This window comes from Escherichia sp. AM3 (assembly GCF_032029835.1).
Taxonomy (GTDB): domain Bacteria; phylum Pseudomonadota; class Gammaproteobacteria; order Enterobacterales; family Enterobacteriaceae; genus Escherichia; species Escherichia coli.
The window spans coordinates 1-15384 of sequence record NZ_JAVUPQ010000086.1 but is presented as its reverse complement, the minus strand read 5'-3'; the positions used below and the strand labels follow the sequence as shown (position 1 = coordinate 15384).

General features: G+C 46.8%; 20 protein-coding genes and 1 pseudogene. 9 read left to right on the top strand and 12 right to left on the bottom strand.

Annotation, left to right across the window (positions count from 1 at the left end):
* Positions 1-75: 75 nt before the first annotated feature.
* Positions 76-531, bottom strand: a pseudogene (locus RTW80_RS20765) (molybdopterin-dependent oxidoreductase); the annotation flags it as partial.
* A gap of 198 nt (positions 532-729) precedes the next feature.
* Entirely contained in the window at positions 730-1035 is a 306-nt protein-coding gene (locus RTW80_RS20760) for a DUF1161 domain-containing protein (protein WP_001300836.1), read from the bottom strand.
* Between the two features lie 107 nt (positions 1036-1142).
* On the opposite strand from RTW80_RS20760, the gene RTW80_RS20755 reads away from it, so the two are divergent.
* Positions 1143-1853, top strand: a complete 711-nt coding sequence (locus RTW80_RS20755) for a YnfC family lipoprotein (RefSeq protein WP_001321287.1) — start codon at positions 1143-1145, stop codon at positions 1851-1853.
* A gap of 2 nt (positions 1854-1855) precedes the next feature.
* Here the strand turns inward: RTW80_RS20755 and speG are convergent, their stop codons facing one another.
* Together speG and RTW80_RS20745 are read right to left on the bottom strand one after the other, a co-directional pair.
* Positions 1856-2416 (bottom strand): spermidine N1-acetyltransferase, encoded by a 561-nt coding sequence (gene speG / locus RTW80_RS20750; protein WP_001138581.1) that lies wholly within the window; start codon positions 2414-2416, stop codon positions 1856-1858.
* 34 nt (positions 2417-2450) lie between these two features.
* The gene (locus RTW80_RS20745; protein ID WP_000705211.1) at positions 2451-2792 is read right to left on the bottom strand and encodes a DUF1283 family protein; all 342 of its coding nucleotides are present in this window, start codon (positions 2790-2792) and stop codon (positions 2451-2453) included.
* A 134-nt stretch (positions 2793-2926) separates the two neighbouring features.
* Here RTW80_RS20745 and RTW80_RS20740 point away from each other — a divergent pair, with 134 nt between their 5' ends.
* The 3 genes from RTW80_RS20740 (at position 2927) to RTW80_RS20730 (ending at position 5704) form a co-directional block, all read left to right on the top strand.
* Positions 2927-3253, top strand: a complete 327-nt coding sequence (locus RTW80_RS20740; protein ID WP_000598292.1) for a YnfA family protein — start codon at positions 2927-2929, stop codon at positions 3251-3253.
* Positions 3254-3458: 205 nt separating this feature from the next.
* Positions 3459-4673 (top strand): starvation-sensing protein RspA, encoded by a 1215-nt coding sequence (gene rspA, locus RTW80_RS20735; RefSeq protein ID WP_032247486.1) that lies wholly within the window; start codon positions 3459-3461, stop codon positions 4671-4673.
* Between the two features lie 11 nt (positions 4674-4684).
* Complete coding sequence (locus RTW80_RS20730) at positions 4685-5704, top strand: Zn-dependent oxidoreductase (protein WP_063119192.1); 1020 nt, start codon at positions 4685-4687, stop codon at positions 5702-5704.
* Positions 5705-5891: 187 nt separating this feature from the next.
* On the opposite strand, the gene RTW80_RS20725 is transcribed toward RTW80_RS20730, so the two are convergent.
* The 5 genes from RTW80_RS20725 to dicB all read right to left on the bottom strand — a co-directional run bounded on the left by RTW80_RS20725 (position 5892) and on the right by dicB (position 10472).
* Positions 5892-7172 carry a tyrosine-type recombinase/integrase gene (locus RTW80_RS20725; RefSeq protein WP_124064059.1) on the bottom strand — a complete coding sequence of 427 codons (1281 nt, stop codon included), beginning with the start codon at positions 7170-7172 and terminating at the stop codon, positions 5892-5894.
* A gap of 34 nt (positions 7173-7206) precedes the next feature.
* The gene (locus tag RTW80_RS20720) at positions 7207-7458 is read right to left on the bottom strand and encodes an excisionase family protein (RefSeq protein WP_000005552.1); all 252 of its coding nucleotides are present in this window, start codon (positions 7456-7458) and stop codon (positions 7207-7209) included.
* A 72-nt stretch (positions 7459-7530) separates the two neighbouring features.
* Positions 7531-10002, bottom strand: a complete 2472-nt coding sequence (locus RTW80_RS20715) for a 3'-5' exoribonuclease domain-containing protein (RefSeq protein WP_312720025.1) — start codon at positions 10000-10002, stop codon at positions 7531-7533.
* A gap of 93 nt (positions 10003-10095) precedes the next feature.
* The gene (gene ydfD, locus RTW80_RS20710; protein ID WP_001083273.1) at positions 10096-10287 is read right to left on the bottom strand and encodes a lysis protein YdfD; all 192 of its coding nucleotides are present in this window, start codon (positions 10285-10287) and stop codon (positions 10096-10098) included.
* A complete protein-coding gene (gene dicB, locus RTW80_RS20705) occupies positions 10284-10472 on the bottom strand; it encodes a cell division inhibition protein DicB (protein WP_000854559.1) in 189 nt (62 codons plus the stop codon). Before dicB ends, ydfD begins: the two co-directional genes overlap by 4 nt.
* 502 nt (positions 10473-10974) lie before the next feature.
* Between dicB and RTW80_RS20700 the strand changes: the two genes are divergently transcribed.
* Complete coding sequence (locus RTW80_RS20700) at positions 10975-11175, top strand: hypothetical protein (protein ID WP_000159335.1); 201 nt, start codon at positions 10975-10977, stop codon at positions 11173-11175.
* Here RTW80_RS20700 and RTW80_RS20695 read toward each other — a convergent pair.
* The 3 genes from RTW80_RS20695 to RTW80_RS20685 all read right to left on the bottom strand — a co-directional run bounded on the left by RTW80_RS20695 (position 11144) and on the right by RTW80_RS20685 (position 12358).
* Positions 11144-11509, bottom strand: a complete 366-nt coding sequence (locus RTW80_RS20695) for a hypothetical protein (RefSeq protein WP_023281935.1) — start codon at positions 11507-11509, stop codon at positions 11144-11146. The two genes, RTW80_RS20700 and RTW80_RS20695, sit on opposite strands and share 32 nt — an antisense overlap.
* 11 nt (positions 11510-11520) lie before the next feature.
* A complete protein-coding gene (locus RTW80_RS20690) occupies positions 11521-11673 on the bottom strand; it encodes a DUF1391 family protein (protein ID WP_124064057.1) in 153 nt (50 codons plus the stop codon).
* Positions 11674-11938: 265 nt separating this feature from the next.
* Positions 11939-12358: a hypothetical protein gene (locus RTW80_RS20685; protein ID WP_312720017.1), complete on the bottom strand. Its 420-nt coding sequence runs from the start codon at positions 12356-12358 to the stop codon at positions 11939-11941.
* A 100-nt stretch (positions 12359-12458) separates the two neighbouring features.
* Between RTW80_RS20685 and RTW80_RS20680 the strand changes: the two genes are divergently transcribed.
* The 4 genes from RTW80_RS20680 (at position 12459) to RTW80_RS20665 (ending at position 14754) form a co-directional block, all read left to right on the top strand.
* Positions 12459-12740, top strand: a complete 282-nt coding sequence (locus tag RTW80_RS20680) for a transcriptional regulator (protein ID WP_000391950.1) — start codon at positions 12459-12461, stop codon at positions 12738-12740.
* The gene (locus tag RTW80_RS20675; RefSeq protein WP_000693835.1) at positions 12724-13149 is read left to right on the top strand and encodes a toxin YdaT family protein; all 426 of its coding nucleotides are present in this window, start codon (positions 12724-12726) and stop codon (positions 13147-13149) included. Before RTW80_RS20680 ends, RTW80_RS20675 begins: the two co-directional genes overlap by 17 nt.
* Before the next feature lie 71 nt (positions 13150-13220).
* A complete protein-coding gene (locus RTW80_RS20670; protein WP_112869013.1) occupies positions 13221-14291 on the top strand; it encodes a phage replisome organizer in 1071 nt (356 codons plus the stop codon).
* A gap of 40 nt (positions 14292-14331) precedes the next feature.
* Complete coding sequence (locus RTW80_RS20665; protein WP_073476951.1) at positions 14332-14754, top strand: DUF977 family protein; 423 nt, start codon at positions 14332-14334, stop codon at positions 14752-14754.
* Positions 14755-15384: the final 630 nt, after the last annotated feature.

Below are 15384 nucleotides of genomic sequence, written 5' to 3'. Positions count from 1 at the left end.
TGATAGAAACAGAAGCCACTGGAGCACCTCAAAAACACCATCATACACTAAATCAGTAAGTTGGCAGCATCACCCATTGCCATATTGTTCGACGGTTTTTTTCAGACTACTGGCGATAGTATCCAGGGCTTCATCCCAGCTAATCCGTTCGAATTTGCCTTCACCGCGTTTACCCACGCGTTTCATTGGGTAATTCAAGCGATCGGGATGATTAATACGCCGGCGGATGGAGCGACCGCGCAAACAGGCGCGTACTTGATGATTGCCATACTCGTCGTTGCCGGTGTTGTCAGTTTCCACCCAGATCACTTCATTATCTTTAACATGTAGACGAAGTGCACAGCGGCTACCACAGTTGACGGAACAGGCACCCCAGACCACTTTCTCGCTGGCCTGTTGTACCGCTGCCGCTGCACTGCGTAGGGTGAACGGTAAAGAAAAACCGCCTGCAGCCAGCGCCAGAGAACCTATCGCGGTAGATTTAACGAGTGTTCTGCGGCTGATGCCCACCATTCGTTCATTTTTGGACATAACTCACTCCCTGTTCTTTATCGTTATATAAATGTTTATATATTGAATATTTAGCGCGCTAACAATAGAGGGAGTCTACCCATTTTGGGTTAAGAATTATTAATCCACATCAATAGAAGGGTATGAGTAATATGGTGGGATTATGTTGTATGTTCAAATCGCCGGATGTGTCATATCCGGCGTTCAGTCGATAATGTGTTACTGCGGTTCGGCAGGCGCGCCATCCTGGCTAGACTGCGCGGGAGCAGAGACGTTACCGCTGGTGGTGCGGGTATAGAGAATTTTATGCGTATCATTAGCGCAATGGCCGACGACCTGGGAATCAGGCTGATCAACCTGGTCATTGGGTACAATACTTAACGTGAAGCTGCTTTCGGGTACGCCATTATTGATAATGCGCTGTGATATATCGCTCTGTATGCGCTCACAGGATCCCGGCGCGGCGAGTACCGCGGGTGAGGCGAGGGCGAGCAGAAGCGCGGCACAGCAGGTTGAGAGTTTCATCATAAGCTCCTTACGCGAAGATAACTTCTTTAAGCATAGCATTTAACGTGTAAAGCACTGTATTTGCTACTATGATTGAGAATCATCTCTACTCTCTGGTGACTGTTGTGAAATACAAATTACTACCATGCTTACTCGCGATATTCCTCACAGGATGTGACCGCACAGAGGTAACACTTTCATTTACCCCTGAGATGGCCAGTTTCTCTAATGAATTCGATTTTGATCCGCTGCGTGGTCCGGTAAAAGATTTCACTCAGACATTAATGGATGAGCAAGGTGAAGTGACGAAACGTGTTTCTGGGACTTTGTCGGAAGAAGGCTGTTTTGATTCACTCGAATTACTGGATCTGGAAAATAATACCGTGGTCGCTCTGGTACTGGACGCCAATTATTACCGTGATGCCGAGACGCTGGAGAAGAGAGTACGTTTACAGGGAAAATGCCAGCTAGCAGAATTACCTTCTGCCGGGGTGAGTTGGGAAACCGATGATAATGGCTTCGTGATTAAAGCCAGCAGCAAACAAATGCAGATGGAATATCGCTATGATGATCAGGGTTATCCGCTGGGTAAAACCACGAAAAGTAACGACAAAACATTATCTGTCAGCGCCACGCCATCAACGGATCCGATCAAAAAATTAGATTACACAGCGGTTACTTTACTGAATAATCAACGGGTTGGTAATGTAAAACAGAGCTGTGAATATGACAGTCACGCTAATCCGGTGGACTGTCAGCTAATCATTGTTGATGAAGGAGTAAAACCCGCCGTCGAACGGGTTTACACCATCAAAAATACGATCGATTATTATTAATGCTATTGTGCGGTCGGCTTCAGGAGAGTCTGACCCGGTGTTTTGTGCTCTGCCAGATACTGATGCTGGAATATACACATGCGAATGGCATTACGATATTGACCATTAATAAAGAACTCGTGCATCAATTCACCTTCAACCGAAAAGCCAAGCTTGCGGTAAATGTGAATCGCTTTTTCATTCTCTTTATCAACGATCAGATACAGCTTATAGAGATTGAGAACGGTAAAGCCATAGTCCATTGCTAATTTGGCGGCACGGGTTGCCAGACCTTTCCCCTGATACTCCGGGGAGATAATTATCTGAAATTCTGCGCGGCGATGAACATGGTTAATTTCCACCAGCTCCACCAGACCGGCTTTTTCGCCGTCACATTCCACCACAAAGCGCCGTTCGCTCTGATCGTGAATATGCTTATCATACAGATCAGAGAGTTCAACAAAGGCTTCGTAGGGTTCCTCAAACCAGTAACGCATCACACTGGCGTTATTGTCGAGTTGATGTACATAGCGTAAATCTTCACGCTCCAGCGGGCGTAGCTTAACACTGTGGGCGCTTGGCATAACGTGTCCTTACATTCCTTAAATCAATAACAGGTTAGGGGGTAATAACGCGGCCAGTTCGACGGTCCAGGCAGCGCAAAGTATTGGGCTCCCAGTAGGCATTGATGTTGGCGCTTTGCTCACATTTATCGCGGTTATCAAAAGCGGCGTCGGCTTTATCCCACTCTTTTTCAGTGCGTTTATTCACTTTCTGGCGCAGATTGCGCGTGTCATTCCATTGCTCTTTTTCCATAGCGGCGTGCTGGCGGCTTTGTGCACTGTCGCCAGACTCAATCACCAGTTTGTTAGTTTCGGCATGAACAGTTGTGCTCAATGCCAGTGCGCAAGGCAGCAGAATAGCGAGCAGGCCGATTCGTTTGCTGAGAGTGATTTTCATAATTCATTCCCTGTATGAATGATTAAAGGTGATTCTACACCATCCACTGCGGACGCAAAACGTACCAGGAGGGTGTTTATATTGATGATATTATGTCGCCCTATAACTATACATGATGTCAATAAGAGACAAAGATGATTAAAACAACGTTACTATTTTTTGCTACTGCGCTGTGTGAAATTATTGGATGCTTTCTGCCCTGGTTGTGGTTAAAACGAAACGCCAGTATCTGGCTGTTGCTTCCGGCGGGGATTTCACTGGCGCTGTTTGTCTGGTTGTTAACGTTGCATCCAGCGGCGAGTGGGCGTGTTTACGCGGCTTATGGTGGCGTTTATGTCTGCACGGCGTTGATGTGGCTGCGCGTTGTGGATGGCGTGAAACTGACTCTTTATGACTGGACGGGTGCGTTGATTGCGCTTTGCGGCATGTTGATCATTGTTGCGGGCTGGGGGCGCACGTAGGAACATAAATCCATTTTATCAATAAGATAAGAGGAAGTGTCAGCTGACAAAAGGTATTCTATTTCATCTTTTGTCAACCATTCACAGCGCAAATATACGCCTTTTTTTGTGATCACTCCGGCTTTTTTCGATCTTTATTCTTGTATGGTAGTAGCTCAGTTGCGTAGATTTCATGCATCACGACAAGCGATGCAAGGAATCGAACATGAAGATCGTAAAGGCTGAAGTTTTTGTTACCTGTCCGGGGCGTAATTTCGTCACATTAAAAATCACCACTGAGGACGGTATTACGGGCCTTGGGGATGCCACCCTCAATGGACGTGAGCTTTCCGTGGCCTCTTATTTGCAGGATCACCTTTGTCCGCAGCTTATTGGTCGCGGTGCGCACCGTATCGAAGATATCTGGCAGTTTTTCTATAAAGGTGCTTACTGGCGTCGCGGTCCGGTTACGATGTCGGCCATTTCAGCGGTTGATATGGCGCTGTGGGATATTAAAGCCAAAGCTGCCAACATGCCGCTTTACCAGTTACTCGGCGGCGCGTCTCGTGAAGGGGTGATGGTTTATTGCCATACCACCGGTCACAGTATTGATGAAGCTCTGGATGATTATGCCCGTCATCAAGAGCTTGGATTCAAAGCCATCCGCGTGCAGTGCGGAATCCCTGGTATGAAAACCACCTACGGCATGTCGAAAGGTAAAGGTCTGGCTTATGAACCCGCAACCAAAGGACAGTGGCCGGAAGAGCAGCTGTGGTCGACGGAGAAATACCTCGATTTCATGCCGAAATTGTTTGACGCGGTACGTAACAAGTTTGGTTTTAATGAACATTTGCTGCATGACATGCACCATCGCTTAACGCCTATTGAAGCGGCGCGCTTTGGTAAAAGCATTGAAGATTATCGCATGTTCTGGATGGAAGACCCGACGCCTGCGGAAAACCAGGAATGCTTCCGTCTCATTCGCCAACATACCGTCACACCCATCGCAGTGGGTGAAGTCTTCAACAGCATCTGGGACTGCAAACAACTGATTGAAGAGCAACTCATCGATTATATCCGCACCACGCTGACCCATGCAGGCGGAATTACCGGTATGCGCCGGATTGCCGATTTTGCTTCGCTGTATCAGGTACGTACTGGCTCACACGGTCCTTCCGATTTGTCACCAGTCTGCATGGCTGCGGCGCTGCACTTTGATCTGTGGGTCCCCAATTTCGGTGTCCAGGAATACATGGGTTATTCCGAACAAATGCTCGAAGTCTTCCCGCACAACTGGACTTTCGATAACGGCTATATGCATCCGGGAGACAAACCGGGTCTTGGTATCGAATTCGATGAAAAGCTGGCGGCGAAATATCCCTATGAACCTGCTTATCTACCAGTCGCACGTCTGGAAGATGGCACGCTGTGGAACTGGTAAGGAGTAAGATAATGAAAAGCATATTAATTGAAAAACCGAATCAACTGGCGATTGTCGAACGTGAAATACCCACCCCGTCAGCGGGTGAAGTACGAGTAAAAGTGAAACTTGCCGGAATTTGTGGTTCAGATAGCCATATTTATCGTGGGCATAATCCTTTTGCGAAATATCCGCGCGTCATTGGTCATGAATTCTTTGGCGTCATTGATGCAGTGGGTGAAGGCGTGGAAAGCGCCAGAGTCGGTGAACGTGTTGCTGTCGATCCGGTGGTCAGCTGTGGGCATTGCTATCCGTGCTCTATAGGTAAACCGAACGTTTGTACGACACTGGCTGTATTAGGTGTGCACGCTGACGGTGGTTTCAGTGAATATGCCGTGGTTCCGGCAAAAAATGCGTGGAAAATTCCTGAAGCAGTGGCCGATCAATATGCGGTAATGATCGAACCTTTTACCATTGCGGCTAACGTAACCGGACATGGTCAACCGACTGAAAATGATACCGTTCTGGTTTATGGTGCCGGTCCAATCGGCCTGACGATCGTTCAGGTATTAAAAGGCGTCTATAACGTTAAAAATGTGATTGTTGCCGATCGCATTGATGAACGACTGGAAAAAGCGAAAGAGAGCGGGGCTGACTGGGCGATTAATAACAGCCAGACACCGCTTGGCGAGATTTTCACTAAAAAAGGCATCAAGCCGACATTAATTATTGATGCGGCTTGTCATCCTTCTATCCTGAAAGAGGCCGTAACGCTGGCTTCTCCAGCGGCACGTATTGTATTGATGGGTTTCTCCAGTGAACCGTCTGAAGTGATTCAGCAAGGAATTACCGGAAAAGAACTCTCTATTTTCTCTTCACGCTTAAATGCAAATAAATTCCCGGTCGTTATCGACTGGTTAAGTAAAGGGTTAATTAAACCAGAAAAATTAATTACCCATACGTTTGATTTCCAGCATGTTGCTGATGCCATTAGTTTATTTGAACAGGATCAAAAACATTGCTGCAAAGTCTTACTCACTTTTTCTGAATAATACCAATAACGGCGAGTAAGTAGTACGCATCTTACCTCTTTTTTAGAGATAACCATTATGACAATAGAAAAACACGAAAGAAGCACTAAGGATTTGGTGAAAGCAGCAGTATCGGGATGGCTGGGCACTGCGCTTGAATTTATGGATTTCAAGAGTCATGTGTGTTAACTATTTGATAAATATTAAATTAATTTTTTATTGCTTCATTATGGGGCATGGTTGGGGCAAACTCGCTTAACTGTGTATTTAACAAAGCTAGCTGTGCATTATTGTTTTCAGACATCCATTTTCCGTATACCTGAAATACCATTTGCGCATCTGCATGGCCCATCTGGTTTGCTATAAATGCCGGGTTGGCACCAGCTGTCAGCGACCAGCAGGCATAAGTATGTCTCGACTGATATGATTTTCGATGGCGGAGTCCGGCACGTTTTATCGCTGCGTCCCACATCTGCCTTATTGAGTCAACGGTAAAATGGTCACCATAATTTTTTACTCTCGCTGACACTTCAGGTTGAAAAACAAAGGTGCATTTTTGTTTTTCTGTTCTGCCATACTCTCTGAGGTGAACATCAATGATATGCTCTTTACTCAGTCTCGTTAATGTCATCTGACTCCGGAGAGCGTCGATTGCTGGCTTAATAAGATGAATGACCCGATTGGTTCCAGCCTGTGTTTTTGGTACCGTGAAACGGTCTTTTGCTAAATTTCTCCTGATCATCATTGTTCCATTTTTCAGATCTATGTCCTCCCATCCAAGTGCACACAGCTCACCAGGGCGAACGCCAGTATAAACAGAAACACACCATAAATTTTTTGCTTGCTGATTTCTGCACGCATCGATAAGACGGATAAATTCCTCCCGCGAAAGAGGATCCGGAATGGTTCTTGATTCCTTTAATGGCGAGATCCCCTTAAACGGATTATCTGCCAGGTAACCGTTATCAACACCAAACTGGAACACGGCGTTAAGATTTGTCATGTAATTATTTACAGTTACAGCCGATCTCCCTGGTTGTGTAACAATATAGTTACTTTTGGGGATCTGGTATCCAGTCAGTAGCTCTTTACGAACCTCCAGTAATTTTTCTTTACTAATCGATGAGGCAAGATTTTTTTCACCGATTATGCTCAGGATATTTTTGATGACGGCACGGTATGTGTTGAGTGATGTTTTGGCGACTTCAGTTTCTTTCAGTGCCAGAAATTTTTCAGCCAGTTCTTTTATGGTTAAATCTTGTCGGGCCTCACCAAATTTTTCCAGATTGCGTGAGGAGGGAAACTGTTTTGCATAGTCGAAAACACCAGTTTTTATTGCGTAACAAACAGAGGAGCGTAGTTCACCTGCAACGCGCCTGTTTTTTGCTGTGTCAGGAACCCCCAGATTTTCCCTGACTCTTACGCCTTTATAAACAAACCAGATACGTAATTTCCCTCCATGGTTTTCCACGCCTGTCGGATATTTCATTTCAACTTCTCTCATTAGTTAGTGTGGCTTTTAGTCAAGTAAGATGACGTCTTGGTCTTGCTGATGCCTGGCGCTCAATCCAGCGATCAATTTCTTCCAGGTTGTAAAAGCATGGACTGTTATCCCATGGCATACCGTCATGAGCGACATGCTTATATTCCCTTCCTTCCATAAACGATTTTTCCCGGGCCTTTTTTAACGTACCTTTTTTTATTCCTTTCAGCGCAATTAACTGCTCTTCGGATACCCATTTGCCGGGAGAGACAATCATGATTACTTCGCTCATCGATTTCTTTATCTCTTACATCAGACGAGCGCCGGTTGCAGAATACCAGTCACAACCGGCGACAGTTGAACATTAAGAATCAGCCTGACTCGGGATCAGTTTTTGCCAGATAACTGAAACGTATTTTGCCTGGTAACGGGCGTCATCAAGTGCATTATGGCGCTCACCTTCGAATGGAATAGCCGTTCTGGCATCGAAGTCTATGGCTTTCCCCAGCTCAACGATTGTGCGTACATCGCGATCGTTGTAGTAACGCCACGGGCAGGGGATCCCCTGCCGTTCGTATGAACGGCGCAAAATCATGTTGTCGAAGTTGGCTCCATTTCCCCAGACCTGAACAAAAAATTCACCGGAGTTTTCGTCGATAAATTCCCGCAATTGTAACAGTGCATCATCTAACGGGATTTCATCGGTCATAATGGCAGATTGCGCTTCGCGTGATTGCTTAAGCCACCATTTAATGGTGTCCCGATCAATGACTCCGCCAGCAGTTTCCAGATCGATAGTCTTACTAAATTCCGGTCCCATATCTCCGGTTTGCGGATCGAAAAATATTGCACCTATTGAGATGATCGGGGCATCAGGATTTTTTCCCATGGTTTCAAGGTCGATCATTAGATGGTCACACGTCCTGCTGGTGGATGTGATTTCGTGATGACCGTTCACCTTAATTGAGTGATCTGCCGTCTCGCCAGTTTCATTATCGCTATCGTGATGCTGATTGCCGCCAGTGTTCTCCTTGTGTGGATGTTCAGCGCCTTCCATTTCCTTCGGATCATCTTCCTGAACTTCAACCTGATACTCTTCATCGAATGTTTCCTGGTATGTTGCGTCGCCCATCACCGCGCCACAATCAGGGCAGTTGCCGCCGCCGGTCTGACCGCAGGCGGTGCAGACTTTTTCCACTTCCTGTTGCGCCACTGGTTCAGGCTGTTTCGTTTCTGGCTCGTTTTGTAACGCATTTGGGCTGTTTTGTTCCGCTTTTTGGTAGTTCCGTTCCGATTCATGCTGGTTCTGGTTCACAGAATCGCGGGTCTGGATCCCCTTAACCCATTTCGGATCATTCGGGTCACTAATCCCTTCAACAAATTCACCACGTGATGCTGCAAGCAACTTATCGGCGTCAGGCTGGCTGATATTGGCTGCCTGCATAATTTTGTTTACTTCGTCAGCGGTAACTTTTATCGGTTCTGGTTGTTCTGAATCTTCAGCGGTATCTACATTTTGCGGTAAGCCCGTGTATGTGCCATTTTTTCGGGCAAAATATTCTTCTTTAGTGATTTCAGTGGCGCCAGCAGCCAGTGCCTTATCCAGACCAGAAAGTTTGTTTGCGCGACCGTATTTTTCTCCGTCCTTATCTGCGAAGAGGAAATAGAACGGCCCCTCACGCTCTACAGATGGTTCAGCTTCCGGCGCGGTTTCATTTTTTGGGATATCAGATACCTCAGTTTCCACTGCATCAGTTTGTGTTTCTGATGACTGGAGAACATCAACAGTGCCCAGGTCTGTTTCTTCATTCTCAAACACGCCCTTTGTTGTCAGGTATTCGCAGATATATTTGTTCAGTGCTACGGGTTCTTTGTGAATGTCGATCGGACGCTCACGGACAAGGCCAAAAATAGTTTGGCGGTCGTAGCGAAGGGCATCAGGCTGTTTGCGCATTGATGCCGAGATACGCTTCCGGTCTTCGCGGTCGTTGTCGATAACTTCTTTTTTTGCCCAGCGATGGATGCTGCCGTCAATGTTTCCGGCATCCACATCACCAGGCCAGAGAGCGTAGGCCAGTTCGTCATCCAGTGTTTTCCATGTCTGCTTGTATTCGCGATGAATGGCAGCAATGACCGGGCTGATTTTTCCTGTTGAATTTTCAGTGTACTGTTGATTGGCTCTGGTGCGGGCGAGATCAACAACAGACGTGTATTTTCCGGTTTCCTTGCGTTCACCTTCGCGACGTTTTTTCCAGATGCGCATCTCTGCCTGAATTTCGGGCCATTTAGCACCAGGAATACATTTATGCTTAACCCACCCAATGGCGTGCAACTTAAGCTCCGGATACATGGCGTTAACTTCTGGCATTTTCATCAACGCTTCAACGATATGTCCGTCGAATGTTGCCATGTCTTCCTGCAACAATTCCTGTGCGCTAATAACCATATCAACGGTGATGTTTTCACATGTGTCGAACTTAACCATGACAGCGTTCTGTACTTCAGGGGCCAGCTTGTCAAAAGTGACGTTCATCGGATCGGATTTAGTCTCAACCGGGACAAAAGAAGCAGACTCCTCATCCCAGCGGTTTTCCTGCATATATTCAGCATCCCATGAATCGAGGGCAGGGCGGGGTATGCCAGGTTTATCCTCGCAGACAATAAATTTATAAGCGCAGTCCTGAGCAGCCGTATAATGTTCCAGGAACTGCCAGTGAAATTTTGCTCGAGCACGGCGTTCGTCGCCAGCTTCAATGGCTGTGGCTACAGCCACAGCGCCTTCTTCCCTTGTTGCCAGTTCGTCAGGAATAGCGGCGCAAATAAAGACTTTACTCATTTTGTTTTAACCTCATGACAGATTTAAGGATGAACAAATCCCTGCCATTGCTGGCATATAAGAATGAAACCGGATATTTATTACGGAACTGTTTTAAAGACCTGCCGGGATTTCGATATTATCCTGGTGAATAACTTTATCGACCGGGTAACAGTTACCGGGAATTTTCTGTTCGGTTGCTGCAGTCATACACTCCTGCATTGTCCTGTGAACACTGACTGCAATATCAACTGGCTCTCCGGAAACAAGAAAAACTGTCAGAACAAGCGCAAATGCTGAATTCATTGTGCACATCCTTTTGGCATCAGACGTAAACGAGCCAGCATTGAAACAATGCATATTTTATTTAATAGCTCCCGTTCTTGTTTTCTCTTGTTAATGGCATCTTCAGTAAATACAGGGTTACTGATAGTGACACCAATTTCAAAACAACCTTCAGACGTATTAACGTTTGGTAATAACGTTTTCATTATCGCGTCCTCAACAATGAATTTTGTGATGCAGTGCCTGGTGCCTCCAGGTGACGTTAACCAGTTAACAATTAACGCCGGATACAGAGAATCCACCCATAACACTGTTTTTGGTTTTAACTGTTCCGCGTGCGCTTAGCCGCATTCACCGCATCACAAAATTCACTTTAAAAACGGCGGCAGAGCAGTCACGGAGTAAAACTGATACCGCCAAACGTCACCAGAAAATTGATAACAGAGGGCGTTGCAGCGGGGTTGTCACTTAAGCGTATGGTCAACCTGACAACTCGGTGTCCTCAACGGGGAAGGAATAACCCCGCCATACTTACCGCCGCGCCATTTCGCGGGTTGCCACAACCGGAAGCGCACGGTCGAATTAAATTTAACGACACCGTACAGTGAGACGAACTTCGCCGTGCGCTTTCGTGTTGTGTGCCTGCTTTTAACCACGTCAGGCGAGGTGGTATCCTTCTTATCCCGAATAACCAAGAAGGAAATCTATATGACTAAAGAAGAATTTGTCTCTTATATTTTTGATAAAACGGTTGAAATGTATGCCGCTACTTACGGGTCCTGTAATCCTCTGAATAAACCAGAGGGGAAAGATGATTTCGACAAAATTTACCGCTTCTTGGAGGACCGCTATATCAAAAGGTTAGAGGACGCAGGGATCAAATCCCCAGTGAAGTCACCATTGTCCTGAGAACTTGCAGGACGTCATGATCGTAACTTCCATCCAAACCGCGACGGCAAATTGCTTCTCGTATTACCGGAAGCAGTTCGCTGGAAATCTCGGTGCATATTTCACCTGCTAATACGCCTGGCTCAAGTGAGAATATTGGTGAACTTACGGTCTTGGTCTCGACAGTTTCAGAGTCAGTGCCAACATTATAAAGCTCAACGAAAGCGGTCTTGATTTTCCGGGCCAGATCTTTTGCTGGCTCGCTTGCAATATCTTTCCCGATTTCTCGCAGCACAGAATGCAATGTATGAGCTGCTGTTTTCTGTACATCAGACGGTAAATCTTTAAATTCCATCGTCAGCCTCATCAGTCAGTGTTTCTGGCTAACCAGCAACGCGCGCCAGATTCGGTTTTAAACGTTTTGCTTTTGGTATATGTCATCGCGGTGAACGTACCGTCCTGGTTGGGGAACACGCCACATACCAGAGATTCGCTGTTGCCAAGATCGAAAGTATCCATGCTGACCTCATTTCCCCTTAACGCCGGGGTAGCGGAACAAAAACCTGCTGCATAGTTATTAAAGTTGAACCCTGCCGTCATGTTCTTACGCCTCGGGCTGGCTACTTAACCCCTGACCACTGCCTGGTAACTCGAAGTATTGCCCTGCATTCTGTGGAGCGGGGTGAGTTGGTATGAAAAGAAGGATACCCATAGGTATTTAAAAAGTAAATACCCATGGGTAACTTTTTGCCGTGTCTTAACTGGTGACTAGTTGTTTGGTGAGCTATGATGCGTTTTGTGCTTTCTTTTTACGGATTTCTTCGTAGATCATATTGTAATACTGTTTTTTCTCTTCAAGAGTATTTAATAAGTTATCCGCTTCACTTTCTGGCAGTTCGTCTAAGAGATCTAAAAAAATACGTTGTCGTGGCGTTAGAACCCTTGTTTCATAACTGGAGGCTGTGTTCGTTGATGATGAAACGATACCATCCATCCATCCCCGGGGTAACCCAAAGGACTCTTCGATAATCTCCACCATATCATCAGCGATCCGTTTTTTTCCCTTTTTCCCCTCTGGGTACAACATTCTTGATACATAAGAAGGCTCGCGCCCGATCTTTCTGGCCACGTTAACCGCTTTACCATCGCATTTCTCATCACGAATTTTGATGAGTTGCTGTCGTCTAAATTCATATTTGTCCATAGGTAAATAATAGATGCGATTACTGCAAGGTAAACAACCTGTGGGTATTGACTTTTGTTTACCTGTAGGTATTCTTTGCTGTGTTTACTAAGGAGTAGCTATGGAAGAATTAAGAATATTTCTCAATTCTCTTTCGTCAGATGAACAGCGTATGTTTGCATGCGAGTGTGGTACCAGCATCGGTTATCTAAGAAAGGCATTGAGTAAAGGTCAAGTGTTAGGGGCATCGTTATGTGTCCTTATTGAGCGAGCCAGTAATGGTGAAGTTACACGTCAGCAACTAAGGCCTTTTGATTGGATGAATATTTGGCCCGAGCTGGAAGATACCAAAACGTTAACACAACCACTTTCTAGGAGCTTGATTCATGAAAATCAAGCATGAACACATCCGCATGGCGATGAATGCCTGGGCGCATCCGGACGGTGAAAAAGTTCCGGCAGCTGAAATAACCAGGGCTTATTTTGAACTGGGTATGACGTTCCCAGAACTGTATGACGACAGCCATCCGGAAGCCCTGGCTCGCAATACCCAGAAAATTTTCCGCTGGGTAGAGAAAGACACCCCTGATGCAGTTGAAAAAATTCAGGCGTTGTTACCAGCGATCGAAAAGGCAATGCCACCTTTGCTGGTGGCCAGAATGCGCAGCCACAGTTCAGCTTATTTTCGGGAGCTGGTGGAGACGCGGGAGCGACTGGTGAGAGACGCTGATGATTTTGTCGCAGTGGCAATCGCCGGTTTCAATCAGATGAACCGTGGTGGCCCGGCAGGAAATGCTGTGGCAGTGCATTGAGTGATAATAGCCATATCGAATCGCTTCCGGCAACTCGTGAGTAAAAAGATTCGGTATCAGAAGAGGTGAGTATGGCTAACGCCTGGCTCAGATTATGGCATGACATGCCAAATGACCCTAAGTGGCGAACAATTGCCAGGGTGTCAGGGCAGCCAATTGCAACAGTGATGGCAGTGTATATCCACCTCCTGGTGAGCGCGTCACGAAATGTCACGCGAGGTCACATTGATGTCACGACAGAAGATTTAGCAAGTGCGCTCGACGTGACAGAAGAGGTAATTGATTCAATTTTGCAGACGATGCAGGGGCGGGTACTTGATGGTGATTTAATCACTGGATGGGAAAAACGCCAGGTGCTGAAAGAGGACAACGGCAATATTTCGCAAACCGCAAAATCTCCTGCAGAGCGCAAGAGGGCGCAGCGAGAGAGGGAAAGAAAGCGGGAACAAAATGGCGATTGTCACGGCGCGTCACGAAATGTCACGCACATGTCACGACGAGTCACGACAGATAAAGATACAGATAAAGATACAGATCAAGAAGATCAAAACACTATGGTCCATGGCGTAAAAAACGCCACGAACCAGGCAGGGGATGTTCAGACCGTCAATCCTGGTCAGCCAGCAGGCACGACACCGGAAGCCGATTCAGCGTATGCGCTGAAAGCCGATTCGGGCGCTGTGCAGCAGGTGATGACCGCAAGGCCGGAGCAATCACACCAACTGCAGCAGCCTGAAGCCGATTCCGCCATTCAGCGGGAAGCCGATCGGGTAGTCCCGGAAAACACCGGGCAGCCTGTGGGACGAGTGGATTATCCGGATGTGTTCGAACAGGTCTGGCGGGAATATCCGTTGCGTGCTGGGGCAAACCCGAAGAAATCCGCTTTCAGTGCCTGGAAGGCCAGATTACGCGAGGGGGTGTCACCAGAGGCCATGCTGGATGGCGTGAGGCGTTACGCAAGATACCTGGCGGCTACCAGGAAAACGGGAACGGAATTTGTTCAGCGAGCTACGACGTTTTTTGGACCGGACCGGAATTTTGAAAACCCTTGGTTGCTCCCGGTAAGCGGCACGAACAACCAGCGTTGTGTGAATCATATTTCTGAACCGGATACCGAAATTCCGCCGGGCTTCAGGGGGTAAGTGTTTATTTCAGGTTATGAGGTAATTTTCAGGAGGACTTGTGGCAAAAGTATTTACACAGGAAGAGCGGGAAAAAATTAAAGGGCAGATTGTTGAGCTAGTACGCCGGAGTGGGCGCGAGACGTTACGGCAACTGAAAGCCAAGACAGGTGCGACAAGATATCTGATGAGCGTTCTTGCCAGAGAGCTGGTTGCCAGTGGCGATGTATACAACTCCGGCTACGGGTTATTCCCGTCTGAACAGGCGCGTAAGGACTGGCAAAACGCCCGCAAAAAACTCTCGAGGGCAAAGGGGAATAAACCGGCTATGGTTGATCCGGAGCTTATCTGGTCATTACCTGACGGAGAAATACGTCGCTACGACAGGCATCATAATATAATTTGTAGTGAGTGCCGTAAAAGCGAAGTTATGCAGCGCATATTGTCGTTTTATCAGGGGGATTCTCAGTATTTATTGAAGTGAAGAGACTAAAGAGCATTAATACATATGTGAATTGAAATTTTCATGGTACAGGGGAGAGCTAGCGTGGTTGTCCGCTTTGTGCTAGAGGTGGATATTGAGGGGTATCAGAGGATATTTAAAATGGATGGTCCGTTTTACAGATGTACTTACATAATCACTGCCTAGTTGCTTCCTTTATGCCACGCTTTTATGCCCCAAAGATAGGTGTTGATGATAGCGGTAGTCGGTTCGGTGTAATACAACTGCTCGGTTACCGTAATCACTAATGGTGCCTGAGATTGCTTCTACGTAAGGGGGTAAGGAGTTGGCTCTGAGCATGTCAGCAACGAGGCCATAGTCTGCTGACTTCGGGGGGGCATTCAGGAGCAGAATGAACAGATGGGGCGGGATTGGCTAATAATCTTACCCATGGCGAATGTTAGCGACATGATCATATTCAGGTCATCAGCGGTCATCCGTGTCATCTAGGGCTCTATCCTGACAGAAAACTATCCGGCACACTGCGTGAAAAATCAGAGTAAATGATACCTTCAGAGCATACAGGAGAAAGTCGACGCTGGTGATGCTGCCAACTTACTGATTTAGTGTATGATGGTGTTTTTGAGGTGCTCCAGTGGCTTCTGTTTCTAT